We start from the raw sequence: 26,488 nt of genomic DNA, 5'->3' as shown, positions 1-26,488 counted from the left end.
CTTCCCAGCGAAGCAACAATGCCAGAGACTTATCCCGGTCAAAGCGGGCGCTGAATGCGCTCCATAGGATACGCCGCATGCGCGATTGATTGTCCATAATTTTTCACATGCTCCATATCTAGAATACGTATCGCTGGAGAATTTAGCCACGCCATATATTTAGTTTTGAAAACATATCAGAAATTTGCCAGATTCTGGCATAACTGCCCGCTAGAATGATACAACAGAGTTTCTCCATAAACTAGTCATCATGGTAAATCACAGTAAATTTATTCGCTATCTAATCATCTCCGATCTATCCGCCGTTGCTTCGCCGGACCTCTGACAAACGCACGGCGAGACTTTTCATCAGAAGGTCGCGCCCAAAGTCGCACCCAAAGAGGCCGAACCGGCATATAATATTAAAAATTACTTATTAAACAATATATTGAATATAATTGGCTGTAGTGCCATGTGAAATAAACAGAATACCTATAAAGCGATGACAGGCAGAGTCTGCCAGCTCCCGCACGCGTAATGCGGCACGCAGACGGCGATGCTGCATTTACCTCTTTTAACGTATGGCACCATAGAGATACCTTATTTGTCCGGGTCACCGGCACTCCGCCGCAGCCCCATAGCGAAACCGTACCGGACTAGGTTATCCTGACCACTGTAATCATTAAATACGGGATGAGGGGGCCTCGCGAACGATGCAACGATTTTTTGTGCTGGCCATCCTTATTCTGCTGGGCTGGCTGACGTATCGCCTCTCCCCCATCCTCAGCCCATTTCTGATTGCGGGCATCCTCGCTTATCTCGGCAATCCGCTGGTGACCCGGCTGCAACGCCACCGAATCGGCCGAACCTGGGGCACCACACTGGTTTTCGTCCTCGTCATCCTGATCCTGGCCGGGATCATCATGGCCCTGCTCCCCGTCATCCGTCACCAGTCCTTGCTATTCATCGAATATCTGCAAAAATATGTAACACTCCTGCAAACTCAGATCATCCCGCAACTCTCCGCGCGAATCGGCATCCCCCTCGACAGCCAAAGCATCACTCATTACGCCACCGCCAATGCCCAGAAACTGGCGGGGTGGCTGGGGCGCAGCCTCCAGGTAGCGCTGAGCTCCGGCTCCGGCCTGATCAGCAGTGTACTCAGCGTCATTTTAGTGCCGGTTCTAGGTTTTTATCTGCTGCGCGACTGGCCACGCCTCATTGCCCGTATTGCCGCATTCATCCCGCCGCACTATCTGCCGCTTTCCCAACGCCTGGCCGGCGATGCGGACGCCATGCTCATGGCTTTTTTGCGTGGACAACTCCTGGTGATGTTGTCCCTCGGCACCAGTTACGCGATTGGCCTCAGTATTGTCGGTCTGCAAACCGCCATCCTCGTCGGTCTGGTGGCGGGACTGCTCAGTTTCGTGCCCTATCTTGGCGTCGTGAGCGGCATAGCCATGGCCAGCCTCGCCATGTACGTGCAGACCGGTGCTTTTTTGCCTATCCTCTGGGTACTGATTGTCTTTGGCATCGGTCAGATACTGGAGAGCATGGTATTCACCCCCTATCTGGTGGGGGATCGCATCGGTCTACACCCGGTCGCGGTTATTTTTGCCGTGCTTGCGGGCGGCGAACTCTTCGGTTTCGTCGGTCTGCTGCTCGCGCTACCGGTCACCGCCGTCCTCATCGCTCTGCTGCGCCACGCCCATGGCTGGTACCTGCAGAGCCCTTATTACCTGGGTAAGGGGTCATAATCCCGTGGAAGAAGTCATCATTATCGGCGCGGGTATTTCCGGCCTGGCCACCGCCTATTTCCTCCGTAAACGGGGTTGGTCGCCCTTGCTGCTGGAAGCAGCCGCCACGCCAGGTGGTAACCTGCAGAGTCGACGGGAAGAAGGCTATCTGCGGGATATGGGACCCAACTCGCTCCTGCTCAAAGGCCAGATTGTCCCGGAATGGCTCCGCGAACTACACCTGGAAGAAGACATCGTCGAAGCCAACCCGCTCGCCAAGCGCCGCTATATCCTTAATCGCCATCGACAACCCGTTGCACTGGGACCGGGTGTGCTTTTCGGCGGCAGTCTGCTGAGTGCGCGCGGCCGCCTGCGTCTCCTTGGCGAGCCTTTCCGGTCACCGCGTCGGGTGCAGGATGCTAAGGAAAGCGTTGCGGACTTTGTGCGGCGGCGGCTCGGGGATGAAGCACTCACCTGGCTGGTCGACCCCTTCGTCTCCGGTGTCTTTGCCGGCAATCCCGCACGCCTTTCGGTACAAGCCACCCTTCCCCGTCTGGTGGCGCTGGAGCAAGACGGTGGCTCACTCCTCCGCGGCGCACTGCGCGCCCGGCACAGGAAGTCGCCCGGCACTCCCAAAACCCGTCTTATTTCCTTTCGCGAAGGCCTGCAAACCCTCCCGCTAAGGGTCGCCAGCACACTCGGTGATGCGCTGCATTGCGACACCCCGGTCAATCAATTGGGTAATAGCAATGGCATGTGGCAGGTCAGCAGCAGCAACCAGACCTGGCAAAGCAAACGACTCATTCTCGCCCTGCCCGCGGGTGCCGCGGCCAGGCTGCTCGCACCAACGGACGCCGCACTTGCCCACGAACTGGACGCCATCCCTTATCCTGCGGTAGGCAGCCTGTCCATTGGCTTTCAGCGCGCACAGGTACAACATCCGTTGGATGGTTTCGGCATGCTGATCCCGCGGGTCATGGGTCTGGAAACACTGGGGGTGCTCTTCTCCTCCACCCTCTTTCCCGGGCGCGCGCCTGCGGATCAGGTATTGCTGACCGCCTTTATCGGCGGCAGTCAAAATGACCTTTCCGGGCGTACTGATGATGACCTGCTGGCGACTGCATTACACGAGATCGGCCCACTGCTGGGTATTAGCGGCAAGTCCGTTTTCAGCCGCTGCCAGACTTGGCCAAAAGCCATCCCGCAATATGAAATCGGGCACCTGGATCGGCTAAAGCGGATTGACGCCCTAAGCGCCCGGCACCCTGGATTATACTTCCGGGCCAACTGGCGGGAGGGCGTCGCGCTGGGCGACTGCATGGAAGAAGCTTACCGATTCAGTCAGGACACCGACTGGCAGCGCTGAAAGCACACTGAAAATCAGTGTGCTGTGGTTGGGGCGAGCGCCGCAACCAGAGTATCCATCGCGGTATCCTGAGGCTTCGCAATAGCCCCAGGCGTCGCCCTGGTGTTGAGCACGGCCGCGGACTTATACCGGGCATCGGCACTGACTGATTCTAAATTGCGGCGAAATCCGCGCACATCCCCCACAATCTCCACGGGCGTCCCCACCTGCACCATCGCGGCGATTTGCCGTGCATCCCAGTTGGACAAGGCCACGCAGCCAGCCGTCCAGCGCCCAGGGAACACCTTGCCCTGAGGGCCATCCGCAAAGTGCGGGCCCATGCCGTGAATACCTATTTCGCCACCGAGGGGGGTATTTTGCGGTGGGGTGTGCCCGGCATCGACGGCAGCGACAATAGCGCGATATTGCGTCTTGGTGATAATGCCTTCACGCAACCCCCACGCCGCATTTTTCCGGTTAGGGTAGGTTAAACCCATGAACGGGCCATAGCGTGTGTCCCGACTAACCCAACCAATGTGATAACGCCCTATCGGCGTAATATCATCACCTCGCATCCGTTTGGGGGCAGCGCCATTAAAACCGATGGCGACCGGGTAGGTCGCCAGCACGGTAGGGCCTTTGTAGACCATCAGGGAGTGTGTGCTGGTTGAAATGACGATACGCACCGATTGAGCGACGGGCTCGGAGATTACCGGAGAGACTACCGGCGCCACTGGCTGAACAACCGGCGGGGGAATCTGTGCGGCATAGTAGGCCACCGAGTGTACTGGCACGGAGGACAGATGTGTCGTCGCGCAACCCGCCAATCCCAGAACACCCGGTATAACCCCCAACAGCCCCCATCCCTTGCATGTGCGTATCACCCTACTCTCCCCAATATCCCCACTCACACGGGTTCATAATATACCGGAAGTCCGAGCGCGAGGTCCATGATCTTCTGGCAGATTCCCGTTAACCCACCTGCCCGTAATCCAGTCGGTTCCCCAACCAGCGTTGCACGATAGCCTGCGCCGCATCGGGATCTTCCCGCAGCAACTGCTCCGCCAAGACTGGCACGAGGATCAGCAGGGCCTCGTCACGCAGGATGTCGGCGACACGCATCTGCAGAATGCCCGTCTGCCGCGTGCCGAGATACTCGCCCGGCCCGCGCAATTCGAGGTCCTTGCGCGCAATGACAAAACCGTCATGGGTTTCGCGCATTACTCGTAAACGCTCCCGTGCCTTGCTGCTCAGGGGTGGATGATACAGCAGGATGCAACTGCTCTGTTGCGCTCCCCGCCCCACTCGCCCGCGGAGCTGGTGCAGTTGCGCCAAGCCCAGACGCTCCGCATGCTCGACGACCATGAGACTGGCGTTGGGGACATCCACCCCCACCTCTATCACCGTCGTCGCCACCAGAATGCGTACAGCACCTGACTGAAAGGCCGCCATCACCTCCACCTTTTCTGCGGCGCGCATCCGTCCGTGGATCAGCCCGATGGTCACACCAGGCAGGGTGCTTTGCAAATCTGCAAAACTTGCCTCCGCCGCCTGTAATTCGAGGATTTCCGATTCCTCAATCAGTGGACAAACCCAATAGATTTGCCGCCCCTCCTCCAGCATGTGTTGCATCCGCCCGATCAATTGGGGCCGCCGGCTGTCAGGCATCACCAGGGTTTCCACGGGGGTGCGCCCCGGCGGCAGCGCATCAATGACCGACACCTCCAGGTCCGCATGCACCGTCATCGCCAGGGTCCGCGGAATCGGCGTGGCGGTCATCACCAGCAGGTGGGGCATGACGCCCTTCTCCAGCAACTGACGGCGCTGCTCCACGCCAAAGCGGTGCTGCTCGTCAATGATGACCAGCCCAAGACGAGAGAACTCCACTCCCTCCTGAAACAGGGCCTGCGTCCCGGTCACCAGCCCAAGCCTGCCACTGGCCAGGGCTTCCAGGGTCTCGCGGCGGGCGCGCGGCGGGCGGCTACCCACCAAATAGCCCACCTCCCAGTCCAAGGGCTTTAACCACTGCTGGAAACGCGTATATAACTGTTCTGCGAGAATCTCAGTCGGCGCCATCAACACTACCTGATACCCGGCCTCTAGGGCGGTCAGCGCTGCCGCCGCCGCGACCAGGGTCTTACCGGAGCCCACATCCCCTTGCAATAAGCGGCGCATGGGCCGATGGCGCGCCAAGTCGGCATTAATCTCCGCAATCACCCGCTCCTGCGCTTCCGTCAGTACGAATGGCAGTTGCGCCAGGAAACGCTGCCACAACTGCCCGTCGCTGTGCAGGCAAGGGGCATTCTGCATCGCCCCCGGCTGCCGCATTCGGCGTACCGCCAAATGATTTGCCAGCAACTCCTCCAAGGCCAGCCGCTGACTGGCGGGATGCTGGGGGGAGGGAATCTCGTCCGCACTTTCATGGAGCAGACGCAAACCTTCGCGCAGCCTGGGCCAGTGCGGAGGCAACCGATCTTCAAGGTAGTCCGGAAGCTGGTCAAGCAAAGTCAGGGCTTGCGCTACCCAGCGCCGCCATTGCGCCTGAGTAATGCCTTCACTACTGGGGTAAAAGGGGGTGAGATGACGTGGAGCCTGAAATTGCGGGACATCGGCCATCTGCCATTCCGGATGCACCATTTCGAGGCCGTGAAAGCCGCCCCGCAAATCGCCGAAACACCAGAGCCGCCGCCCGACCTGCCATTGCCCACGCAAGGCCGCCACCATATGAAAAAGCCGTATTTGCAGACACCCGCTGCCATCACTCAAGGTCACCAGCCATTGTTCGCGTCGCCCACGCTGGTGATTGATAGTGACAATTTCACCCAGTACGGCGCACTCCTGACCGGGCTGCAAGGTCGCCATAGGGAATATGAGGCGGCGATCCTGATAACGACTGGGCAAATGAAACAGAATATCCTGCACCCGCCACAGGTCCATGCGCTGCAGGCGCTGGACCAGCGCGGGGCCGACCCCGCGCAACGCCGAGACGGAACTCTGCAGATATAGCCCCGTCTTCGCTACCGCCATACTAGTCGGTGCGCGACAGAGCCTCCTCGCGACGTGCCCATTCCGCGAGGAGTTCATCTGGATCGATATGATGCATGATGGCCACCCCCGCCAGGGTCTCTCGATCAGCGACAAAGCATTCCCCGCAGTGAATGCCGCGCTCTTCCAGCAGCGCGACCAACACCGGATGTGCCTGCAACAGCACATGCATGGGTTGGGTAAGCAGTTCCGCGCGCGCCATATCAGCTCGCCTCACTCAAGGCGACGATACCATCGATTTCTACTTGCGCGCCGCGCGGTAGTGCCGCCACCTGCACCACGGCTCGCGCCGGATAAGGCGGCGCAAACTCCGCCTCCATGGCCTGATTCACCTCTGCAAAATGGCCGAGATCCGTCAAATAGACCTGCAACTTAATGGCATCCTGCAGCCGCCCACCCGCCGCCGCGCAGACCGCCTGCAGGTTATCCAGCACCCGCCGGATCTGCAGGGCGACGTCGCCCTCTACCATCTGCCCGGTGCTGGGGTCCAAGGGGATCTGACCTGAAAGGTAGAGCAGGCCATTATGCACCATACCCTGACTGTAAGCCCCGATGGCCTGAGGTGCTGAATTACTGTGAACTGGAACTGGCATAGACGCACTCCTTGTTAGCCTTTGACCCGCTGTACCCGGGATACCATCGGCAGGCTACGCAAACTCCGCATGATTTTAGCCAGATGATCACGATGGTGCGCCTGTATGGTAAAGGTGATGCCCGTGTAGAGTCCATCCTGGGGCTCGATGTCCACATGATCGATATTGGAATCTTCATCAGAAATCAGGGTGGCGATACGGGCCAGTACGCCACGCGCACTCTCCGCCACCACCCGGATCGTTACCAGAAACTCGCCTTGGGGGGCTTCCGGGTCCCACTGCACATCCACCCAACGGTCACGTCGCTTACGCCACTCGCGGATGTTGTGGCAATCGTGGGTATGCACCACCACGCCTTTGCCGACACTGATGAAACCCAAAATAGGATCGCCGGGAATAGGTCGGCAACAACGGGCCAAGGTCACCGGCATGCCCTCTGTCCCCCGAATCAACAGGGGCTTTTTCGTGGCTTCCTCGCGATTAAGACGGCTTGGCAGTAGTTGACTGACCGCATGCCCCAGACGGCGCGCGGTCTGCGCCAGACGCCCACGATCTTCCTCCCCAGGCAAGAGCTTGTGTGCCACGACCAGCGGGAAAACCTCACCCATGCCGATGGCGGCGAGCAGTTCTCCCTCATTCTGGACATTAAACGTCGTCAGTACCCGCCGAAAATCAACCGCTTCAACCTGTTGCAGGTTAGCGCCCAGACTGTGCAACGCCTTTTCCAGCAAATTGCGGCCCAACACTTCTGCATCATCGCGCTGAATGGTCTTCAGATAGGCACGCACGCTGCCACGCGCTTTAGCGGTCACCACCACATCCAGCCAGCCGGGCTGCGGATGCGCCGATGCGGCGGTGACGATCTCCACTTTATCCCCATTATTCAGAGGGCTGCGCAAAGGCACGTACATATCATTGACCTTAGCGGCCACCGCCCGGTCACCAATATCGGTATGCACGGCGTAGGCAAAATCCACCGCCGTTGCGCCGCGGGGCAAGCTGAGAATCTTGCCCTTGGGAGTAAACACATAGACCTCATCAGGAAACAGGTCGAGCTTGACGCTCTCCAAAAACTCCTGAGAATCTCCTCCCTGTATCTGTAGTTCCAGCAAACGCTGCAACCAAGCACGCGCCTGCGTTTCGGCATGCGCATTATTCGAGCCCGTCTTGTACAGCCAGTGCGCCGCCACCCCCGCCTCGGCGACCCGGTGCATGTCCTCGGTGCGGATCTGGACCTCTACCGGGTGCCCGAAGGGGCCTAGCAGCACGGTGTGCAGGGACTGATATCCGTTGGATTTAGGAATGGCGATATAGTCTTTGAAACGCCCGGGGATCGGCCGATACAGGCTATGAACAATGCCCAAAACGCGATAGCAGGCATCCACATCGGCAACAATAACCCGGAAGGCATGGAGATCGTGGATGGCGCTGAAGGGCATGCCCTTCTTCTGCATCTTGCTATAAATACTGTAGACATGTTTCTCACGACCACTGACCTGTGCCGCCAACCCTTCCTGCCGGAGGCGGTCCTCCAGGGCGTGTTCAATCTTTTGCACCGCTTCCTTGCGGTTACCACGCGCTGCCTTTACAGCCTCATTAAGGGTATGCCAACGCTTGGGATAGAGATGGGAGAAGGCCAGCTCCTCCAGCTCAATGCGAATGGCGTGAATACCCAGGCGCTGCGCAATGGGCGCGTAGATATCGAGGGTTTCCCGGGAAATACGCCGCCGCTTCTCCGGCGTCATCACGCCCATGGTGCGCATATTATGCAGACGATCGGCCAGTTTGATCAGCACCACCCGAATATCCCGGGGCATGGCCAGAAACATCTTGCGGAAGTTTTCCGCCTGCGCCTCTTCACGAGTTTCGAAACGCACCTGCCCGAGCTTGCTGACGCCATCCACCATCTCTGCCACTTCTGGCCCGAAGCGCTCGACGATGCTTTCCTTGCTGACGTTGCAATCTTCGATCACGTCATGGAGCAAGGCGGCTTGGATGGTGAACATATCCAGCTGCAACTCGGCAAGAATGCAGGCGACTGCTACCGGATGATGAATATAGGGCTCACCACTACGCCGGGTCTGTGCGCCGTGTGCGGTGGCCGCCAACTCGTAGGCTTCGCGCGCGCGCGCCACCTCTTCCGGCGTCATGTATTGCTGGAGCAAGGCGCGCAGCGGCGCGCAAGGATCCTCTAGAGCCGGAGAAACCGGCGGCAGACGCAGCACCTCGCCCACCGCTGTCGCCAGAGGCAGTCTCGGCACCATTGCGCCTAGCTCGTTTTCACTCGCCAGCGGCATCCTCAGCTCCAGCCGCTTCGCGGTTCACTGCACCGGGGAAGTTGGGTAACGGTGGCGGCATCTGCTCGTCCAGAATCGCCCGGCTCACCTTGCCGGCAGCCACTTCTCGCAAGGCAATGACCGTATTCTTGTCGCGCCCTGGTTCCACCGCCGGAATCGCGCCGGAAGCCAATTGCCGCGCGCGCCGTGCCGCTACCAACGTTAACTCGAAACGATTATCCACATGATCCAGACAATCCTCTACTGTTACTCGTGCCATCGTCTATTCACCTTTTTAGTAAAATTAACCACTCATACCGAGAAGATTCTTCAATCGTTGATGCTGTGCATACTTCTGATAACCCCGCCGCAAATGCTCGGCATGGACAATGCTCTGCAAGTCGGCCAACGCATCTTGGAAGTGGTCGTTCACAACCAGGTAATCAAACTCGTCGTAATGCAACAACTCTTCACGTGCCGCCGCCAACCTGCGCGCAATGACCGCCTCTGAATCCTGGCCACGGTCGCGCAAGCGCTCCGCCAAGGCGGCGACAGAAGGCGGCAGGATAAAAATACTGACCGCCTGCCCCGGCAATCTTTCCCGCACCTGCCGCGCACCTTGCCAGTCGATCTCCAGCAGACAGTCCGTCCCAGCGAACAACTGGCTCTTCACCCAAGGTTCACTGGTGCCATAACCATTGCCATGCACCTTGGCGAACTCCAGAAACTCACCGCGTTCCGCCATGGCCGTGAAGGCTTCCATGGGAACGAAGTGATAGTCCGTTCCCTCTACCTCACCTGGCCGCGGGGGCCGGGTGGTGTAAGAAACGGAAGTCCGCAATTGCGGAGTCGCCGCTACCAGCGCCCGCGCCAGACTGGTCTTTCCCGCCCCGCTGGGTGCGGAAATAATCCATAGGATACCGCGTTCTGCTCCACCAGTCATTGGCTTTCACTCCACATTCTGTACCTGTTCCCGCATCTGTTCGATAAGCACTTTTAGCTCTACCGAGGCAAAAGTCACCTGGCTGTCTCCGGCCTTGGAGGCGAGGGTATTGGCCTCCCGATTGAGTTCCTGCATGAGGAAATCCAGACGCCTGCCCACGGCCTCACGCCGCTGCAAGATGCGCCGCAATTCGGTCAGATGGGTATCCAGCCGGTCCAGCTCTTCCGCTACGTCCTGACGTTGCAGATAAAAGAGCAACTCCTGCTCCCAACGCCCCGCGTCTACCTGCTGCGCCAGTTCCCGCAGACGCGCCTGCAAACGTTCGCGCAGCGCCTTTTCCAGCTCAGGCAAATGCTTGCGCAAAGCTGCGGTCTGTTCGGCAAGCGCATCCACACGGTTCAGCAACAGCTGTGCCAAGGCCGCGCCCTCCCGCTCGCGAGCTTCCTGCAACTCGGTCAACGCCCGATCCAGCAGAACCAACACTTCTGCCTCCAGCATCTCCGTATCTGTGCCAGATGCCTGCACCAGACCCGGCCAGCGCAGCGCATCCCATGGATTAAACGCGGTCTCACCTAGTTCCCAAATATCAGTCAGTTCCGCATGGAGCCCGTGCAGTTCCGTCGCCAGTGCCGTATTAAGGCGCAACGATCCGCCCGCCACAGGCTGGAAACGCAACCAGGCATCCACCCGGCCACGCACGAGAGTTTTTTGCAAGCGTGCCCGCACCGCTGTTTCGAGGGCGCTCAAGCCCTCGGGCAGGCGCAGACCAATATCAAGAAAACGATGATTTACGGAGCGCAGCTCCCAGGCAAGCGTGCCCCAGGCCCCATGACATTCACAGCGGGAAAACCCGGTCATACTGCGTATCATTTTCCTGACCCCTCGGCACAATCCAGTTCACAGAAATACAGACATTGCCCATATAAACTAGCATATGGCCGTCAGTCCGGCGACCCCCGGCATAAGCCTGCAAGGTGCAGAATATCGAAAAACATCCTTGACACCATCATGATCCCGAACTACACCTAAAAAACTGTACCCATAAAAAACAGGGACGCCGATCATCATGACAACTGCGGGAGAGTGTCAAATGGTTGCCACGGAAGAAATGCTGTTCGAATGGGATGCATGGAAGACACGGGCGCGGGCGCTGGGTATTACGGAGGAGCTGGCCGAATTGGGCAAAAAAGTCATGCGCGATGCCTATATGCAGCGCTGGCCCGAAGCCGTGCTGAGCGATTGTGGCTGGGATGACGATGGATTTGGCATGCTGGCCTTGGCACGCGCCAAGCCTGCCGAAGCCCGCCGTGATTGGGAACTGCTGTATGCGCGCCATCATCGCAGGCCCACTTGCCAGGTGGAGGCGAGCCAACATCGCAGCAATAAGGCCATGGTGCGAGCCGCTGCCTCAATGCTGGCGCGCACCCGGAAGCCCGAAGAGAGCAGGCCCTGAAATCTACAGCCCCATCCTGAGCAAAAAGCTACTGGGTCAAGCCGGCGTAAAGCATGGGCAAACGTTCCGGCAGACGCTCGACATGGTCAATTACCTGATAGTTGCGCGCCCCGAAAATCCGCGACACATATTCGTCGGCGTGAGGATCCAGACTGAGGCAATAGGTAATCACCCCGTCCCGCTGCAACTCCTCCACCGCACGCTTGGCGTCGTAGCGCAGATATTGCGGATCGCGCACATCGATGTCCGCCGGTTCACCGTCGGTGATGACCAGCAGCAGCTTTTTACTCTGCCGCTGCTGACGGAGATAGTGCCCGGCATGCCGCAGCGCCGCTCCCATACGGGTCGAGAACTTACCCGTCATGCCCGCAATGCGCCCCATGGCCTCGTCGCCATATGCCTCATCAAAGTCCTTAAAGCGGTAATATGCCACATCATGCCGCCCGTCGGAATGAAATCCGTGAATAGCGAAAGGATCGCCAATACGGTTCATGGCATCGGCAAGTAAAGTGGCCGCATCACGGGTGAGTTGAAGGATCGTATCCTCCGAACCATGGACCTTATCGTTGGTAGACTCCGATAAATCCATCAGCACCAGCACGCCCAAATCGCGCACCTTGCGCAGTGTGCGCATGTGAATGCGGGTATCCGGGGCCAGGCCCATGCGGATATCGACGAGGGCGCGCAGCGCCGCTTCCATATCGATCTCGTCACCGTCTTCCTGCTTGCGCAAACGCTGCACGCCCTGGGGCTGCAAGGCTTCGATCAGATACTTGAGGCGGCTGGAAACGGGCTTATACTTTTCCAGCACTTCACGCACGACGTTTAGATCGCCCATGCGGGGGCGCCGTTCCAACAGCGTCGCCCAGTGGGGACGACTGGCCTGTATTTGATAATCCCACTCCGCGTAATGAAAAGGATCGGAAAGCGGTTCCTTACCCTCCATCTGGTTGTAGCTTACCCCCATATCCTCATAGGGAAAGAGCTCCGATTGCAGCACCCAGACTTCCTGCGCATCATCGCCAGCAAGTTCCGTATCAATTTCGTTGACCATCTCCATGACGCTGACATACTTTCGGACTTGCGCGCCCGGCAAGAGGGTCACCTCGTGCTCCCAGTCGATTTCTTCAAACTCCCAGATATAGCGGTTGTCATCGCGGTAAAGGACATCGGGAATATCGGTTCGGGCGTGGTAAGTCACCTTCTCTTTACGCAGCTTGTCCGCCAGTCGCACCCCCAAATCCCAGGAGAGCTGTGGATCGTCCCAACGCGCCTCGGCCGCCATAAAGGCCTGCCGACCTTCCCGCACCCAGGCGTTATCATCTTCGTAGACAGGATCGATAATGGCCCGCGCCAGCCGGGAAAACAGCTCTCCCATACTGGCGACCGGCCCCGCCACCGCCGTATGGAAAGGCAACCAGATGGCCCGGATTCCGGGGAAAGCGCGCATGGCCAGCGCTTCCACCCGGGCATCTTCAAACAGACCAATGACCGCCATCTGTTCCGGATTGAGCGCCTCGGCCGAGATGGCCTTTGACATATAAACCATATGCGCCGCGGCATGGGCCGCCACGGCGCGATAACGAGTCATCCCATCGATGCCTTCCCAGTCGTCGTAAGCGTCTGGAATGTGGATAAAAATCCCCTCGATGAAGGGCCGGTACCCTTCGCGTTCCTCAAAGTCACCACTGGTAGGACGCAGAAAAAAATCCCGTCCCCACAACGCGCGCAGATACATACGCAGGCGGCGCTGGATATCCACAAATAGCGTGCCTTTGCGTTCCTGCTGGAGCATAGCCAGGGCTTCCGGACTTTTCAGGGAGAAATACGCAATTTGCGCCACAAAATCGGTGCGATGGGCGTGCGCGCCCCACAATGCCCAGCGGCGTAAACCACCCAGCGTCAAATAACCGAAAAGCTGGTCGATATTTTCCAGCATCGGCCGCACGGCTCTCGGCACTTGTGCAAGCAGGCGGTCCAGCATGCCGAGATAACTTTTGAAAAGCTCCAGATCGGCCAGACGGTTGGCGGCTGTCGGACTGGTGGATACCACCGCCTCCAGCACCGCACCGCTGGTTTTGGACGCCATCTTCATAACGGCGCCCACCAGTTCCCAGACGGCATCTTCCCCCACTTCGCGGGCGACGTGGGGGACGGCATCCAGATAACAGCTCACCAAGCCATCGCCCTTGCCCAGCGAGCGCATACCCATGGCGCCATCCAGGTATTGATCCAGACCGGCCGGACTGAAAATCCGGGCGGCCTCCTGCCAATTACTCTGCAGAACGGCTTGGCTTTCCTCGCCGAAAACCTCCAGCAGTTCTGCATAATCTTCGAGACGTTTCATGCGTCCTCCGTGATCGTTGCGACCCTGTTTATTACTGCAAGGCGAACGTGAGAACTCAGAAGTAAGTGGTCACCGCCGCATCCAGGGCATCGCGCATATCCGGGTCATCGGTAATCGGACGCACCAGCGTCACCCGGCAAGCGGCTTTTGCTTCGACGCCCTTGCTGATCAGCGAACCAGCGTAGACCAGCATACGGGTGGAGATACCCTCATCAAGACCATGGCCCTTCAGGTTGCGGGCGCGTTCGGCGATGGACACCAGCTTACCGGCGACGTCCTTGCCGACACCCGTCTCATGGGAAACAATTTCCGTCTCAACCTCATGCTCTGGGTAATTAAAATCCAGAGCGCCAAAACGCTGCTTGGTCGACTGTTTCAGATCCTTCATGAGGCTCTGATAGCCCGGATTGTAAGAGATCACCAACTGAAAATCGGGGTGTGCATGGACCAACTCCCCCTTCTTTTCCAACGGCAAGACCCGACGGTTATCGGTCAGCGGATGAATGACCACGGTGGTATCCTGACGGGCCTCCACGACCTCGTCCAGGTAGCAGATGGCGCCCAAACGCGCCGCCATGGTCAACGGACCATCCTGCCAGCGGGTGCCTTGCGGATCGAGCAGGAAACGTCCGACCAGATCGGAGGCCGTCATATCTTCATTACACGCCACGGTGATCAACGGTTTACCCAGCTTATAGGCCATGTATTCCACGAAACGGGTCTTGCCGCAACCCGTCGGGCCCTTGAGCATCATTGGCATGCGAACGCCGTAAGCGGCTTCATACAGTTCTATTTCATCACCGGTAGCCCGGTAGTAGGGTGCTTCTTTAATATGGTATTCGGCCAGTTGGTCGCGCATGAGATGATTCTCCTCGGACAATATCGGACAGGGAAACACGGCACTTGACGAGAATATTCAAATAGCGCGAAGGCAGGCTACGGAGTACTCTCGACAAGCGCCGTATCTGCTTGGCACGAAGCCCTTACAGATACGGCACGGGACTGCTTACTTATACGGTCTTACCCCGATAAATCACCAGGGCGGCGCCCTGGGACTGCTTGAAGTTGTCATAACCGACCAGACGGACGTGGTTATGGGGATTGGCCTTGTGACAGGCCTCCGCCTCTTTCAAGATGTGATCCACGTCGGTTTCACCGAACATGGGCAGCTTCCACATATACCAGTAGTGATCAAAGGCGTTCTCCGGCTCGGTGTGCTCAATAGCCGGATTCCAGCCTCTGGATACGATATACTCGACCTGGTTACGAATCTGCGCCGGAGTTAAAGCGGGCAAATAAGACAAGGTTTCGAACTTCCGGCTCGCCGGATCGGAGAGACGGGATTTGTAATCCTGCACTTCACTCATAAAAAGCTCCTAGGCATCAAGACGTGCCCACCGGAGCGCGAAACAAAGTATCCGCGCCGGGGTACACGATAAACGTGCTTACTTGTGGGCGACGTCCAGCTTGTCGACGGTATCGAACTCGAACTTGATCTCTTTCCACGTTTCCATGGCCATCTTGAGTTCGGGAGAATGCTTGGCAGCGTCGGTGAGGACGGCCTTGCCTTCTTTCTCGATGGGCACACCGCGGTTGCGGGCTTCCACACAGGCTTCCAGCGCAACACGGTTGGCAGCGGCGCCAGCAGCATTACCCCAGGGGTGGCCCAAGGTGCCGCCGCCGAACTGTAACACCGAGTCGTCACCAAAGATGGTGACCAGCGCCGGCATGTGCCAAACATGGATACCACCGGAAGCAACCGGCATCACGCCTGGCATGGAACCCCAGTCCTGATCAAAGAAGATACCGCGGTTGCGGTCTTCCTTAATGAACTTATCACGCATAATGTCGATCCAGCCCAAGGTCGCCTCGCGGTCGCCTTCGAGCTTACCTACCACCGTACCGGAGTGCAGATGATCGCCGCCGGATAGACGGAGAATCTTGGTCAGCACGCGGAAATGAATGCCGTGGTGCGGGTTACGGTCGAGCACAGCGTGCATGGCGCGGTGGATGTGCAGGAGCAAACCGTTATCGCGACACCAGTTGGCCAGACCTGTGTTGGCACAGAAACCGCCGGTGATGTAGTCATGCATGATGATGGGCGCGCCGATTTCCTTGGCGTATTCCGCACGCTTGTACATCTCTTCCGGGGTTGGCGCGGTGACGTTCAGATAGTGTCCCTTGCGCTCACCAGTCTCCCGCTCTGCCTTCTCGATCGCTTCCATGACGAAGTCGAAACGCTGCTTCCAGCGCATGAAGGGCTGGCTGTTGACGTTTTCGTCGTCCTTGGTGAAATCCAGACCGCCACGCAAGCCCTCATAGCAGGCGCGGCCATAATTTTTGGCCGACAACCCCAGCTTGGGTTTGATGGTACAGCCCAGCAGCGGACGACCATACTTGTTCATGATGTCACGCTCGACCTGGATGCCGTGGGGGGGGCCACCGCAGGTCTTGACGTACGCGATTGGGAAACGCACATCTTCCAGACGCAGGGCACGGACCGCCTTGAAGCCAAATACATTACCGACCAGTGAAGTGAAGACGTTAACCACGGAACCTTCTTCGAACAGATCGATGGGGTAGGCGATGAACGCATAAAAGCAGGTGTCATCGCCAGGAACGTCTTCGATCTTATACGCACGGCCCTTGTAGTAATCGAGATCGGTGAGGAGATCGGTCCACACCGTGGTCCAGGTGCCGGTGGAGGATTCGGCGGCAACCGCAGCAGCGGCTTCCTCACGATCCACGCCCGCCTGGGGAGTAATCTTGAATACGGCAAGGATATCCGTATCCTTGACGCTATAATCCGGTTCCCAATAGGTGTTCCGGTAATCCTTCACACCCGCGTTATAGGTCTTGACGGCCATATGCCACCTCCATGCAGTTGCCCGACGCCGGAGGCACCGGCGTCAATCGCTGCGTCTGCAGCGATTGACGGACTATAGTGCGGGAAAACCATAAATACTAATCAGCATTAATTATTTTTTTTATAAGGCTTAGCTGATGACATAACCGTCTGATGACGATCAAAAGGAGCGGGTGGCCCAATTGCGCACCGCCAAGACAACCGCCGCCTCGGCCAAAATTTCCCTGGAAGACACGCCGAAGGCTATGAGATGGGCACCCGCTCCATCAAAAGTGGGGCATTGCCGCCGTGGTCATTCTCGCCATCAATGAAGAATGCAATGGGGAACGGGGGTGGCTAATAAAAACCCCGCCAAGATATTCTTGGCGGGGTTTGGATTACAGCAACCGTGCTACTTACTTGGCCTTTTTCTCTGGGGCCTTCTTGACCATGCTGTGCTTCATGAACTTCTTCTTGGCCACCACATGCTTCACCGGGGCATGCTTGGCTACGACATGCTTGGTAACAGCATGTTTAACCGGGGCATCGGTGACAGCGAAAGCAGACAGTGAAAAAGAGCTCACGACAATAGCAGCAACAATAGCAGAAATGTGTTTCATGATGTTCTCCTCGATAAATAGAAATGGCCATATTGCGGCAGAGCTATAGCATGGATCATGCCACCCAGCTAAAACAGGCTGTTGCACGCTTCTATCCACACGCATCTGTCGTCTTTCCCAGACATGGAATCGGGGGTAGGCTGAACCGGCGGGCAATTACCTTGTCGGTTTCTGGCGACGGAAATAAGTATTTGTAAATAATAATTAAACCTGTCATTGACGCCCAAGAGGGGACCATTCGAAAGATACCCCCATAACAGCAGAATGATTCTACTGAAGGTGACCCATTTCAGCTGGGTGGGAAGGTCCTGTGTGTGGGTTATGGCAAGGTGTATATCCATAAAGGATAATCATGCGATGATCTTTGGGACTGTGATGGACAGCAGTACTGGCGCTTAACCGAAAATCCGTTGAATGAGGTGAGACTATGATGGAAAGAACAGAAGTCGTTGCCGTAGAAATAAGCAATCTGATAGTCAATACGCAAACCATGACCCTGGCAACGCTAAATTCAGCAGGCGTCCCGGAGGTATCCATGGCACCCTTTATTTACGAAACAACAAGCCATCAGTTTTATACTGTGGTGAGCATGCTTTCTCCGCATACCGCCCACCTCGCTGCCAAAAAACCCACGGGGATAATGATCATTGAGGATGAACAGAGTGCCCCTCAGGTGTTGGGCAGAAGGCGCGTGAGCTATACGTGCGATGTCCATGAAATTTCCAGAGAGTCCGAAAATTACCATTTGTTGTACGAGCAGTTTATGATCAAGTTTGGCGGTATCATGGAAGTATTATTTGAGTTACCGGATTTTCATGCATTTTGCCTCCGGCCGATATTCGGTCGTTATATCGCCGGATTCGGGAAGGCCTATACCTTAAAGGGTGACGCTATCGCTCCGATTGGTCCAGACGATATCCAAAAGACTGTCGGGAACTGAAAATGCGCTTACCCCCAAACCATACGTCGCAAAATCCACGAGACTGAATAGCGTCTAGACCCAACCCGTAAAAACAAAGAGCTAGGGCTAGGTGCTACCAGAGGGCAGAGGATGCCCATCCAGCTTTCAGTACATCACAAAATCAGGGGGGCAGACGATAGGGCAGACGTTGCCTGCCACATAAAAATAAATCAATTAAATATCATTGGATTACTTCTTTTATATGGCGGAGGCGGTGAGATTCGAACTCACGAGGGGCGTTAACCCCTGCCGGTTTTCCTTACCCGCTATGGCTTTCGCCACAGGGTCACGAGGACCCTTTTGGAGTCTGGATCATGCCTTCACCCTGGCCGTGAGGCTGTAGGTGGGAACCGTCTGATCTCTACACCTTCCGGAACCTTTCCGGCTTGGCTCGGCGTTACCTCGGATAAACCAGGGGATTCGCCGAATTTGATTCCTGCCACCCCGCCTGTTTCCGGGCAGGGGCTCGATTTGGGGACAAGACCGGTGCAATCAACCGCTCTGCCACACCTCCGTGGTCCGCTAGTTTAACGAAAGTGCTACCCGATGGGAATGGACGCGACACCACTCTCCACTAAAATCTTATATAATGATTTTCTTCTTATTTATCGAGCAATTAAAAATACCTTGGTGCTGACAACAACCTCCAGAGGCTATACTGGCCCTACGCTCATTTGGAGCGCGGCGATAGCGATATGGAGGAAAGGTCGATGTTCAAAAAAATGACAATGGCTGCCATCTTGGGGCTTGCTTTGGCGGGGTCGACGATGGCGGCGGCGGTGGACACCCCGACTGCGGCGGCAACCAGCACCGCCCAGTCTCCCGCCGCTGCTCCGGCTTTTATGTCCTCCGCCTGGGCGCAAAATCTCTGCACCGCCTGGAACAATAACTCGACATTGACCCAAAAACTGGCCAGTTCCTGGGCCAAAAACAATGGTGGCAAAGGCTACAAAGTGATGGAACTCTCCGACTCCGACATGAAGACCACCCCGCCTGTACAGCTCGAAATCGCGCTGAAGGGAGGCAAAGCCGAGTGCGTCTACGGCGGCCCCATCAAAGTCACCAAACTTAACTATAGTTACGACTACAAGATGTGGGCTACCACCCATAACTGGCAACACATGGGTTCACCCATGATAGCGATGATGTGGGGTGACTTGAAGTTCAAGGGTCCGAAAATGGAAGCCATGGAAAACATGGGTCCATTCGCTGCTTTCCTGAAACTCATCAAGGACGTCCCTGCAACAGTTCCAGCCTCCTGATCGGCTGTCTCCGTAACAACAAAAGGGCACCCCGGAACCACTGGAAGTGCCCATTTTGCCTGAGCCAGGCTCCCCGCCTGCTAACTCTTCTGCAAACGCTCCAGCAAAATGGCGTTTACCTGATCAGGATTGGCCTTCCCCTGACTGGCCTTCATCACCTGCCCCACGAAGAAGCCGAGTAGTTTGTCCTTTCCGGCGCGGAAATCGGCCACCTGTTGCGGATTGGCCGTGACAATGGCGTCCACCATTGCGGCAATAGCCGCCACATCGGTGATCTGCCGCAGACCCCGGCCATCAATGATGGCGTCCACCTCGCCCCCGCGATAAAAAATCTCTTCAAAGATTTCTTTGGCGATCTTGCCGGAGATCGTCTGATCCGCAATACGCTGAACCAGCAGACGCAATTTTTCTGCAGAGACCGGGCAGTCCTCAATCTCGATGCCCGCCTTGTTGAGGGCGCCGAGCAGATCGCCCATGACCCAGTTCGCCGCCAGCTTACCATCCACACCGGCGGCCACCTGCTCGTAGTAATCCGCCAAGAAACGGCCTGCGGTGAGCACCCCCGCGTCATAGGCCGGCAGGGCGTACTGGTTCATAAAGCGGGTACGCTTGGCATCGGGCAACTCCGGAAGGATGTCCCGTACCCGCTCAATACGCGACTCGTCCAGCACCAATGGCAGCAGGTCGGGGTCAGGAAAGTAGCGGTAGTCGTTGGCTTCCTCCTTGCTGCGCATGGAACGGGTTTCGTCGCGATTGGCATCATAGAGACGTGTTTCCTGCACAATCTGACCACCGCTCTCCAGAATATCGCGCTGGCGAACGATCTCGTATTCAATCGCCTTTTCCAGAAAACGGAAGGAATTGAGATTCTTGATCTCTGCCCGGGTCCCGTATGCCGCGCCCGGCCGCCGCAGGGAGACGTTGGCGTCACAACGGAAGGAGCCTTCCTGCATGTTACCATCACAAATATCCAGGTAACGCACCAGGGCATGCAATTTTTTGAGATACGCCACCGCCTCAGCCGGCGACCGCATATCCGGCTCCGACACGATTTCCAACAGCGGCGTACCCGCGCGATTCAAGTCGATGCCAGACTGACCGATAAAGGCCTCGTGCAGTGATTTACCGGCGTCCTCTTCAAGGTGTGCGCGGGTTACGCCCACTACCTTTTCCACACCGTCCGCCAGTTGCACCGTCAGCGTTCCCTTGCCGACGACGGGCAGTTCGTATTGGCTGATCTGATAGCCCTTGGGCAGATCGGGGTAAAAGTAGTTCTTGCGGGCAAAAACACTGTGGCGATTCAGTTCCGCGCCAATCGCCAGCCCTAAGGCGATAGCCTTATCCACTGCCGCCGCGTTGAGGACCGGCAGAGCACCGGGCATAGCCAGGCAGACCGGGCAGGTATGACTATTAGGCTCCGCCCCGAAAGCGGTCGGACAGCCGCAGAAGATTTTGGTGGCGGTATTGAGCTGGGCGTGGACTTCCAGGCCGATGACAACTTCCCAGTCCATACTCAAGCCCCCCCCGCCTGCAAGGGCGGACGCGCGCGATGCCATTGGGTTTCCTGCTGATAGCGATGGGCCACATTGAGCAATAGATCATCGGCAAAGTAGTCTCCCATCAACTGCATGCCGATGGGCAACCCGGCCGCAGTGAAGCCGCAGGGGAGACTGAGCGCGGGGATACCCGCCAGATTCACCGCGATGGTATAAATATCCGCCAGATACATGGCTACCGGATCCGCATTTTTGGCCCCCAGCGGAAAGGCCGGGGTCGGGGTGGTCGGCCCGGCGATCACGTCCACTTCCGCAAAAGCCCGTCGGAAATCCTCGCGAATCAGGCTGCGCACCTGCTGGGCCTTGCGATAATAGGCATCATAGTAACCCGCAGAGAGCACGTAGGTGCCCACCAGAATCCGTCGCCGCACCTCCGCACCAAAGCCCTCATACCGGCTCTGCTGATACAAATCGGTCAAATCGGCAGGGTTCGCCGCCCGGTGGGTGTAGCGCACGCCGTCAAAACGGGCCAGGTTGCTGGAGGCCTCCGCCGGCGCCAGAACATAGTACGTGCTCACCGCATGGGGATTGTTCGGCAAGCGAATGGACTGCACCGTGGCGCCCTGCCGGGCGAGCTCCGCAATACCCGCCTGCACGGCGGCCGCCACCTCGGGGTCGAGGCCGGCGCCGAAAAACTCCTCCGGAACCCCCACCCGCAAACCCTGCAAGGGACGATCCAGGCCGCGTAAAAAATCGCTGGCGGCGGCCGGGTGACTAGTTGAATCGCGCGGGTCATGCGCGGCCATCACGTTCAGCATCAGCGCGCAATCTTCGGCGTTACGTGCCATGGGACCACCCTGATCCAGACTGGAAGCAAAGGCGATCATGCCGTAACGGGAGACCCGGCCATACGTCGGCTTGATACCCGTGATGCCACAAAGGGCGGCTGGCTGACGGATAGAACCCCCGGTATCCGTACCCGTCGCCACGGGGACCAGACCCGCCGCCACCGCAGCGGCAGAGCCCCCGGAAGAGCCACCGGGCACCATATCGGTATGCCAGGGATTGCGCACCGGACCGAAATAACTGGTCTCGTTGGAAGAACCCATAGCGAATTCATCCATATTCAGCTTACCCAGCGTGACCATACCCTCTGCCGCCAACCGCTCGACCACGGTGGCGTTGTAGGGTGCGACAAAATGTTCCAGCATTTTTGAAGCACACGTGGTGCGCACCCCCGCAGTGCAGAAAATGTCCTTATGGGCCATGGGAATGCCGAGTAAGGGACCATCCTCACCAGCCGCACGCCGCGCATCCGCCGCGGCGGCGGCGGCGAGGGCCTTGCTCTCGGTAAGCGTGACGAAAGCATTCAGTGCCGGATTGAGGGCGGAGATCCGCTTCAGCAGCGTCGTGGTCAATTCTACGGAAGAAAAGTCCCGCTCCCGCAGGCCCTGGCGGAGTTCCCGCAGGGAAAATTCGTGGAGTTCCAAGTGTAGCTCCTACTCGATAACTTTGGGGACGAGAAAAAGCCCGTGTTCAGCCGCCGGAGCACTGGCCATAAGCAGCTCGCGCTGATCATGATTGCCAAGCATGTCCGGACGCAAGGGCTGATCCAGATCCAGGGGATGGGCCATGATCAGGACACCCGTCGTGTCAATCGCACGCAGTTCTTCCACCAGCCCCATGATACGCTCTAACTGCTCCGCCACTGCGGGTATTTCTGTCTGCGGCAGCGCAATGCGGGCCAGATGTGCCGTGCGCCGCACGGTGTCCTGATCGAAGGCCATGATTATGGATTTCCTTTTTTACTCTCGTGACTCTGGGTGGCTTGACCCGGTGTACTGGCCGCCGGTGGTGGCAGTTGCAGACCCTCCAGCAACTGGTTTTTACTGACGGTACCACCGGAAATCAGATACTGCTCATGCTGTTCCCAGGCATTACGCATAAACACATAGGGATTAACGGCATCCTGGACCATACGAATTTTAGGTTCATCGATATAGCCCGTATTGATAATTCCCATACCAGTCAGGGCGTACTGAGCCGGAGCACTGGTCAGGTAATACGCCGGTCCGACAAAAATCGTCATCGCTAGGCCGGGCAAACTGCGTAGCGAGCTGGGTCCGTAAAATGGCAGCACCAGATAAGGTCCTTGCGGCACGCCCCAAACGCCCAGCGTGACCCCCAAGCTATTGTCATGTCTGGGCAAATCCAACTTGCTCGCCACGTTGAAGAGTCCACCCAGGCCAAACACCGAATTGACGAGGAATCGGCTCAGATCTTCCATTCCCTGCTGACCACGCCCCTGCAGGAAATCGTTGATAAAAATATAGGGCATATCCACATTGGCGAATACATTACTGACCCCCTCGCGGACGAAATCCGGGGTCACCGCCTTATATCCAGTGGCTACCGGCTCCAGCACATAATCATAAAGACCCATATTCAGATGAAACATCGGCCTGTTGATGGCCGCCAGCGGGTCCGCGGGAGATTTCACAGCGCCCTGAGGCCCATTTGCCGTGGCACAGCCAGACAAGGTCAATATACCAAGGGACAGTATCACTCCTGATAAATACGCACCTGATCGCATCATTGGGATCCTTTGGCGTACCCGGCAATTTGTGCTTTCAGATGCGCAACCAGTGCGGCAAAACCCTTTTTCTGCACGGTTTCGGTATATTCCGCCCGCTTCAGGGCAAGATCGCTAACCCCGTCGGCGAAAACATTAACGATGCGCCACTGCCCCCCCTGCTTCTGCAGAATATAATCAAAGCGATGCGCCTTGCCATTGCGCTGTGTAAAGGTACTGAATATCCCTTCTGTACCGGACTGCAAGGTTTCACTGCTCACAATAGCAAAATGCTCCCCATTAAAACTGTTGAACCGTGCTGCATAAGTGGCTGCGGTGTAATCGGCAAGCACCCCGACAAACTCTTTCTGCTGTTCCGGACTGAGCTTATTCCAATAGGCGCCCAGCGTCAGGCTAGCGATTCGCGGATAATCAAAAGCAGCCTGTACCACTGGGGCGACAATACGATAACGACCACGGTAACCCAGCCGGCTACCACCCTGCATGGATTTGATGAGGGCGGCATCCAATGCATTGATGGTTGCTTCCGGCGTATTCGCAAGGATCGTCTTATCCGCCGGCGTTGCAGACATAGATGCCGCTGGCGCGGTCACCCCCGCTGCGGAGAGCACCGGGGTGGTGCCCATTATCGCACAGACCAATAACATTGTTGCCGACTTTTTCAGCATGGCTCCTCCGGATTTATCCCGAATTTCATGTGGGCTCGGAATGAATCTCAACGTTCGACGCGCAACGGAAAGACTGGGTGACTGGGACCCTGAGGGGGCGGCGACACCGGCATATCCGGCGCCATCGGCCCCTCCGTACGTGGACCGAGCAGCGCTACTTTCAAGGCCCGCAGCGGATGGATGAAGGTATCATTGACGGCCGTCGGCTCAAAACCAGAGTGCACCTGACATTGATCACATTTCCCATTCACGCCCACGCCATATTTATCCCACGGCGTTGTCTCCATCAACTCGTTGAAGCTTTGCGCATAACCCTCACTGACCAGCAGATAACATGGCTTCTGCCAACCAAAAATGTTGCGGGTGGGGTTGCCCCAGGGGGTGCACTGATAATTCTGATTACCTGCCAGAAAATCTAAGAACAGGCTGGATTGATTAAACCTCCACTTTGCCTTGCGCTCCTTACCAATCCGGAAAATATCGCGAAAAAGCTGGCGCGAGGCACGCCGCTGGATAAATACCTCCTGCTGCGGTGCCCGCTCGTAATTGAACCCCGGCGAGATGGTCACGCCCTCGACATCCAAGGCCTTGCAATCATCCAGGAAGCTTGCCACTTCTTCGGCGCCTTCGCCCTGGAAGAGAGTGCAGTTGACCGTGACCCGGAAGCCCTTCGCCACGGCTTCGCGGATCGCCTCTGCCGCACGCTGATAGGTGCCGGGCTGACACACGGATTCGTCATGACGATGCTCGTTGCCATCCAGGTGCACAGAGAAGGTCAGGTATGGGGACGGCTGATAATCGTCCATACGTTTCTTGAGGAGTAACGCGTTAGTACAAAGATAAACAAAGCGCTTACGCTTGACGAGGCCAGCCACGACGGCGGGCATATCCTTGTGAATAAGCGGCTCGCCACCGGCGATGGAAACAATCGGCGCGCCGCACTCTTCGGCGGCGCCAATACACTCATCTACAGAAAGGCGTCGGTCGAGGGTTTCATCGGGATAATCAATTTTTCCGCACCCCGCGCAGGCAAGATTGCAGCGGAATAATGGTTCCAGCATCAGCACTAATGGATAGCGCTTACGCCCCCGCAATTTCTGCGCAAGGATGTAGCGGCCTACCCGATAGCTCTGAATTAAAGGAACGCCCATGATAAAATACCCCCGCATCGCTGCAACGCAGCATGTAAGTAATGAACAACAGTCTGTGGCCAGTATAACATACCAAAGCGTATGTGGGACAAGGTCACAAGCGTTTAGTAATGAATATGCGTGTCGGGGCCCATGGCCAAAGACATGGCGATCATGAAACGCTCTCCTCATTGCCGGGTCTCTGCCGCCACTGAAGGTGTATATGATGGCCCTCTAATGCTTGCCAAGACAAGAGTACCGGAATGCCTAGCACGATTTCACGGAAACGCCGCGCCAGCGAAAAGGCCAGCGCCAGATCGGGACCTACACCGATAGCACTGCCGAAAAGGATAAAACCACCCTCCTGTACCCCCAGCCCTCCAGGCACCAGAAAGGCCATGCTGCGCAGGGCCTGCCCCAGGCTTTCCATGAGCAGCGCCGCCCAGAAAGGGATAGGATGCCTCAGCAGCCAGAAGGTAAACCAGACCTCCGCGGTACCAGCCAACAGACTCGCCAGTTGCCATAAATTGGCCGGAAGCAGGCTCCAGCGGCGGGCGTAGAGTCTGCGAATTTCGGCATCCAGACATTGCGGGTCGCCCATGAGCGCAAGCAGGTCCTTGCCACCCAGGAGTTTTTTCATCACCATCTGTAAAATAGTGAATAAACCCCAGTGCCGCTGCATCCAGATAAAAACCACCAGCAGCGGCAATACCGACGCCAAAAGAAACACCACATCCAGTTGCAGATGGTGATCACTCACCTCGTAACTGAGCACCATGAGCCCCGCAAGCGTGAAAGCAAACTGGCTCAACAAGGTCAAAGTGATTTCGACCATAACGCTCGCCCCGGCGACATAGCCGGGTACGCCATGGCGAGTCAAGAGGCGTACACCGAGCAAATCACCACCCACCCGCGCCACCGGTAAGAGACCATTGACCGCCTCGCGGACCAACGCGACCCATAGTAAAAACCAATAGTGGGCGCGCGCTTCACCGCGCAGCAGCCACCTCCAGCTCAGCACATCCAGAGATTGCGGCAGCAGGTGAAAGGGGAGAAGCCACAGCAAGCCCCAGCCGGCTACCACCAATAACTTTACAATGCCGGCAATACCGGCCTGCACGATCAGGAAGACAGACAAGCCCAGACCGAACAGACCAGCCGCCAGAAACAGGAGGTTGCCTTTCCGTTTCAACAAA

General features: G+C 57.4%; 25 protein-coding genes. 5 read left to right on the top strand and 20 right to left on the bottom strand.

Annotated elements, in window-relative coordinates:
• Positions 1–692 precede the first annotated feature (692 nt).
• Together PJU76_RS04740 and hemG are read left to right on the top strand one after the other, a co-directional pair.
• The gene (locus PJU76_RS04740) at positions 693–1,736 is read left to right on the top strand and encodes an AI-2E family transporter (RefSeq protein ID WP_271780699.1); all 1,044 of its coding nucleotides are present in this window, start codon (positions 693–695) and stop codon (positions 1,734–1,736) included.
• Between the two features lie 4 nt (positions 1,737–1,740).
• Positions 1,741–3,081 carry a protoporphyrinogen oxidase gene (gene hemG / locus PJU76_RS04735; protein WP_271780698.1) on the top strand — a complete coding sequence of 447 codons (1,341 nt, stop codon included), beginning with the start codon at positions 1,741–1,743 and terminating at the stop codon, positions 3,079–3,081.
• Between the two features lie 14 nt (positions 3,082–3,095).
• Here the strand turns inward: hemG and PJU76_RS04730 are convergent, their stop codons facing one another.
• The 8 genes from PJU76_RS04730 to PJU76_RS04695 form a co-directional block, all read right to left on the bottom strand.
• Positions 3,096–3,944, bottom strand: a complete 849-nt coding sequence (locus tag PJU76_RS04730; RefSeq protein ID WP_271780697.1) for a L,D-transpeptidase family protein — start codon at positions 3,942–3,944, stop codon at positions 3,096–3,098.
• A gap of 88 nt (positions 3,945–4,032) precedes the next feature.
• Positions 4,033–6,087: an ATP-dependent DNA helicase RecG gene (gene recG / locus PJU76_RS04725; protein WP_271780696.1), complete on the bottom strand. Its 2,055-nt coding sequence runs from the start codon at positions 6,085–6,087 to the stop codon at positions 4,033–4,035.
• A 1-nt stretch (position 6,088) separates the two neighbouring features.
• Positions 6,089–6,307, bottom strand: a complete 219-nt coding sequence (locus PJU76_RS04720) for a DUF1858 domain-containing protein (protein WP_064219974.1) — start codon at positions 6,305–6,307, stop codon at positions 6,089–6,091.
• A gap of 1 nt (position 6,308) precedes the next feature.
• Entirely contained in the window at positions 6,309–6,698 is a 390-nt protein-coding gene (locus PJU76_RS04715) for a Rid family detoxifying hydrolase (protein ID WP_064219975.1), read from the bottom strand.
• 14 nt (positions 6,699–6,712) lie between these two features.
• Positions 6,713–8,962 carry a RelA/SpoT family protein gene (locus PJU76_RS04710; RefSeq protein ID WP_271780695.1) on the bottom strand — a complete coding sequence of 750 codons (2,250 nt, stop codon included), beginning with the start codon at positions 8,960–8,962 and terminating at the stop codon, positions 6,713–6,715.
• Between the two features lie 16 nt (positions 8,963–8,978).
• Positions 8,979–9,254, bottom strand: coding sequence for a DNA-directed RNA polymerase subunit omega (gene rpoZ, locus PJU76_RS04705; protein WP_271780694.1), 276 nt, complete (start codon positions 9,252–9,254; stop codon positions 8,979–8,981).
• A 24-nt stretch (positions 9,255–9,278) separates the two neighbouring features.
• A complete protein-coding gene (gmk, locus tag PJU76_RS04700) occupies positions 9,279–9,917 on the bottom strand; it encodes a guanylate kinase (RefSeq protein ID WP_271780693.1) in 639 nt (212 codons plus the stop codon).
• 6 nt (positions 9,918–9,923) lie between these two features.
• On the bottom strand, positions 9,924–10,787 hold the full coding sequence (locus tag PJU76_RS04695) for a YicC/YloC family endoribonuclease (RefSeq protein WP_064219870.1): 864 nt from the start codon (positions 10,785–10,787) through the stop codon (positions 9,924–9,926).
• Positions 10,788–11,007: 220 nt separating this feature from the next.
• Between PJU76_RS04695 and PJU76_RS04690 the strand changes: the two genes are divergently transcribed.
• Positions 11,008–11,370 (top strand): hypothetical protein, encoded by a 363-nt coding sequence (locus tag PJU76_RS04690; protein ID WP_271780692.1) that lies wholly within the window; start codon positions 11,008–11,010, stop codon positions 11,368–11,370.
• 28 nt (positions 11,371–11,398) lie between these two features.
• On the opposite strand, the gene PJU76_RS04685 is transcribed toward PJU76_RS04690, so the two are convergent.
• From PJU76_RS04685 to PJU76_RS04665, 5 genes are all read right to left on the bottom strand, one after another.
• Complete coding sequence (locus PJU76_RS04685) at positions 11,399–13,717, bottom strand: nitric oxide reductase activation protein NorD (protein WP_271780691.1); 2,319 nt, start codon at positions 13,715–13,717, stop codon at positions 11,399–11,401.
• Positions 13,718–13,772: 55 nt separating this feature from the next.
• Positions 13,773–14,576, bottom strand: coding sequence for a CbbQ/NirQ/NorQ/GpvN family protein (locus PJU76_RS04680; protein WP_271780690.1), 804 nt, complete (start codon positions 14,574–14,576; stop codon positions 13,773–13,775).
• A 151-nt stretch (positions 14,577–14,727) separates the two neighbouring features.
• Positions 14,728–15,084 carry a ribulose bisphosphate carboxylase small subunit gene (locus PJU76_RS04675; RefSeq protein ID WP_064219874.1) on the bottom strand — a complete coding sequence of 119 codons (357 nt, stop codon included), beginning with the start codon at positions 15,082–15,084 and terminating at the stop codon, positions 14,728–14,730.
• A 78-nt stretch (positions 15,085–15,162) separates the two neighbouring features.
• Positions 15,163–16,584: a form I ribulose bisphosphate carboxylase large subunit gene (locus tag PJU76_RS04670; RefSeq protein ID WP_215848829.1), complete on the bottom strand. Its 1,422-nt coding sequence runs from the start codon at positions 16,582–16,584 to the stop codon at positions 15,163–15,165.
• A gap of 394 nt (positions 16,585–16,978) precedes the next feature.
• Positions 16,979–17,182, bottom strand: a complete 204-nt coding sequence (locus PJU76_RS04665) for a hypothetical protein (protein WP_271780689.1) — start codon at positions 17,180–17,182, stop codon at positions 16,979–16,981.
• Between the two features lie 427 nt (positions 17,183–17,609).
• Between PJU76_RS04665 and PJU76_RS04660 the strand changes: the two genes are divergently transcribed.
• Together PJU76_RS04660 and PJU76_RS04655 are read left to right on the top strand one after the other, a co-directional pair.
• Positions 17,610–18,122, top strand: a complete 513-nt coding sequence (locus PJU76_RS04660; RefSeq protein WP_271780688.1) for a HugZ family pyridoxamine 5'-phosphate oxidase — start codon at positions 17,610–17,612, stop codon at positions 18,120–18,122.
• Between the two features lie 731 nt (positions 18,123–18,853).
• Positions 18,854–19,405, top strand: a complete 552-nt coding sequence (locus PJU76_RS04655; protein ID WP_271780687.1) for an SCP2 sterol-binding domain-containing protein — start codon at positions 18,854–18,856, stop codon at positions 19,403–19,405.
• A gap of 80 nt (positions 19,406–19,485) precedes the next feature.
• Here the strand turns inward: PJU76_RS04655 and gatB are convergent, their stop codons facing one another.
• The 7 genes from gatB to PJU76_RS04620 form a co-directional block, all read right to left on the bottom strand.
• A complete protein-coding gene (gene gatB / locus PJU76_RS04650; RefSeq protein ID WP_271780686.1) occupies positions 19,486–20,916 on the bottom strand; it encodes an Asp-tRNA(Asn)/Glu-tRNA(Gln) amidotransferase subunit GatB in 1,431 nt (476 codons plus the stop codon).
• A gap of 2 nt (positions 20,917–20,918) precedes the next feature.
• Positions 20,919–22,391, bottom strand: coding sequence for an Asp-tRNA(Asn)/Glu-tRNA(Gln) amidotransferase subunit GatA (gene gatA, locus PJU76_RS04645; RefSeq protein ID WP_271780685.1), 1,473 nt, complete (start codon positions 22,389–22,391; stop codon positions 20,919–20,921).
• Between the two features lie 9 nt (positions 22,392–22,400).
• On the bottom strand, positions 22,401–22,688 hold the full coding sequence (gene gatC, locus PJU76_RS04640) for an Asp-tRNA(Asn)/Glu-tRNA(Gln) amidotransferase subunit GatC (RefSeq protein WP_271780684.1): 288 nt from the start codon (positions 22,686–22,688) through the stop codon (positions 22,401–22,403).
• Positions 22,689–22,690: 2 nt separating this feature from the next.
• Positions 22,691–23,497, bottom strand: a complete 807-nt coding sequence (locus PJU76_RS04635; RefSeq protein ID WP_271780683.1) for an MlaA family lipoprotein — start codon at positions 23,495–23,497, stop codon at positions 22,691–22,693.
• Positions 23,494–24,162 carry an HpnM family protein gene (locus PJU76_RS04630; RefSeq protein ID WP_271780682.1) on the bottom strand — a complete coding sequence of 223 codons (669 nt, stop codon included), beginning with the start codon at positions 24,160–24,162 and terminating at the stop codon, positions 23,494–23,496. Before PJU76_RS04630 ends, PJU76_RS04635 begins: the two co-directional genes overlap by 4 nt.
• 47 nt (positions 24,163–24,209) lie before the next feature.
• Positions 24,210–25,313, bottom strand: coding sequence for an adenosyl-hopene transferase HpnH (gene hpnH / locus PJU76_RS04625; protein WP_215859528.1), 1,104 nt, complete (start codon positions 25,311–25,313; stop codon positions 24,210–24,212).
• A gap of 151 nt (positions 25,314–25,464) precedes the next feature.
• Positions 25,465–26,487 (bottom strand): HpnL family protein, encoded by a 1,023-nt coding sequence (locus tag PJU76_RS04620; protein ID WP_271780681.1) that lies wholly within the window; start codon positions 26,485–26,487, stop codon positions 25,465–25,467.
• Position 26,488: the final 1 nt, after the last annotated feature.

It is taken from the genome of Acidithiobacillus ferriphilus, assembly GCF_028215975.1.
In the GTDB taxonomy this organism is placed as follows: domain Bacteria; phylum Pseudomonadota; class Gammaproteobacteria; order Acidithiobacillales; family Acidithiobacillaceae; genus Acidithiobacillus; species Acidithiobacillus ferriphilus.
The sequence above is the reverse complement of the archived record's forward strand: the minus strand, read 5'-3'. Positions and strand labels throughout refer to the sequence as shown.

Coding starts and splice junctions, on each gene's coding strand:
- PJU76_RS04685 (WP_271780691.1), bottom strand. CDS start 13,717: ATGAAACGTCTCGAAGATTATGCAGAACTGCTGGAGGTTTTCGGCGAG.
- PJU76_RS04740 (WP_271780699.1), top strand. CDS start 693: ATGCAACGATTTTTTGTGCTGGCCATCCTTATTCTGCTGGGCTGGCTG.
- PJU76_RS04680 (WP_271780690.1), bottom strand. CDS start 14,576: ATGCGCGACCAACTGGCCGAATACCATATTAAAGAAGCACCCTACTAC.
- PJU76_RS04695 (WP_064219870.1), bottom strand. CDS start 10,787: ATGATACGCAGTATGACCGGGTTTTCCCGCTGTGAATGTCATGGGGCC.
- PJU76_RS04665 (WP_271780689.1), bottom strand. CDS start 17,182: ATGAAACACATTTCTGCTATTGTTGCTGCTATTGTCGTGAGCTCTTTT.
- PJU76_RS04715 (WP_064219975.1), bottom strand. CDS start 6,698: ATGCCAGTTCCAGTTCACAGTAATTCAGCACCTCAGGCCATCGGGGCT.
- rpoZ (WP_271780694.1), bottom strand. CDS start 9,254: ATGGCACGAGTAACAGTAGAGGATTGTCTGGATCATGTGGATAATCGT.
- PJU76_RS04660 (WP_271780688.1), top strand. CDS start 17,610: ATGATGGAAAGAACAGAAGTCGTTGCCGTAGAAATAAGCAATCTGATA.
- gatC (WP_271780684.1), bottom strand. CDS start 22,688: ATGGCCTTCGATCAGGACACCGTGCGGCGCACGGCACATCTGGCCCGC.
- PJU76_RS04710 (WP_271780695.1), bottom strand. CDS start 8,962: ATGGTGCCGAGACTGCCTCTGGCGACAGCGGTGGGCGAGGTGCTGCGT.
- PJU76_RS04690 (WP_271780692.1), top strand. CDS start 11,008: ATGGTTGCCACGGAAGAAATGCTGTTCGAATGGGATGCATGGAAGACA.
- PJU76_RS04675 (WP_064219874.1), bottom strand. CDS start 15,084: ATGAGTGAAGTGCAGGATTACAAATCCCGTCTCTCCGATCCGGCGAGC.
- PJU76_RS04670 (WP_215848829.1), bottom strand. CDS start 16,584: ATGGCCGTCAAGACCTATAACGCGGGTGTGAAGGATTACCGGAACACC.
- PJU76_RS04720 (WP_064219974.1), bottom strand. CDS start 6,307: ATGGCGCGCGCGGAACTGCTTACCCAACCCATGCATGTGCTGTTGCAG.
- PJU76_RS04630 (WP_271780682.1), bottom strand. CDS start 24,162: ATGCTGAAAAAGTCGGCAACAATGTTATTGGTCTGTGCGATAATGGGC.
- hpnH (WP_215859528.1), bottom strand. CDS start 25,313: ATGGGCGTTCCTTTAATTCAGAGCTATCGGGTAGGCCGCTACATCCTT.
- PJU76_RS04635 (WP_271780683.1), bottom strand. CDS start 23,497: ATGATGCGATCAGGTGCGTATTTATCAGGAGTGATACTGTCCCTTGGT.
- gmk (WP_271780693.1), bottom strand. CDS start 9,917: ATGACTGGTGGAGCAGAACGCGGTATCCTATGGATTATTTCCGCACCC.
- recG (WP_271780696.1), bottom strand. CDS start 6,087: ATGGCGGTAGCGAAGACGGGGCTATATCTGCAGAGTTCCGTCTCGGCG.
- gatB (WP_271780686.1), bottom strand. CDS start 20,916: ATGGACTGGGAAGTTGTCATCGGCCTGGAAGTCCACGCCCAGCTCAAT.
- PJU76_RS04655 (WP_271780687.1), top strand. CDS start 18,854: ATGTTCAAAAAAATGACAATGGCTGCCATCTTGGGGCTTGCTTTGGCG.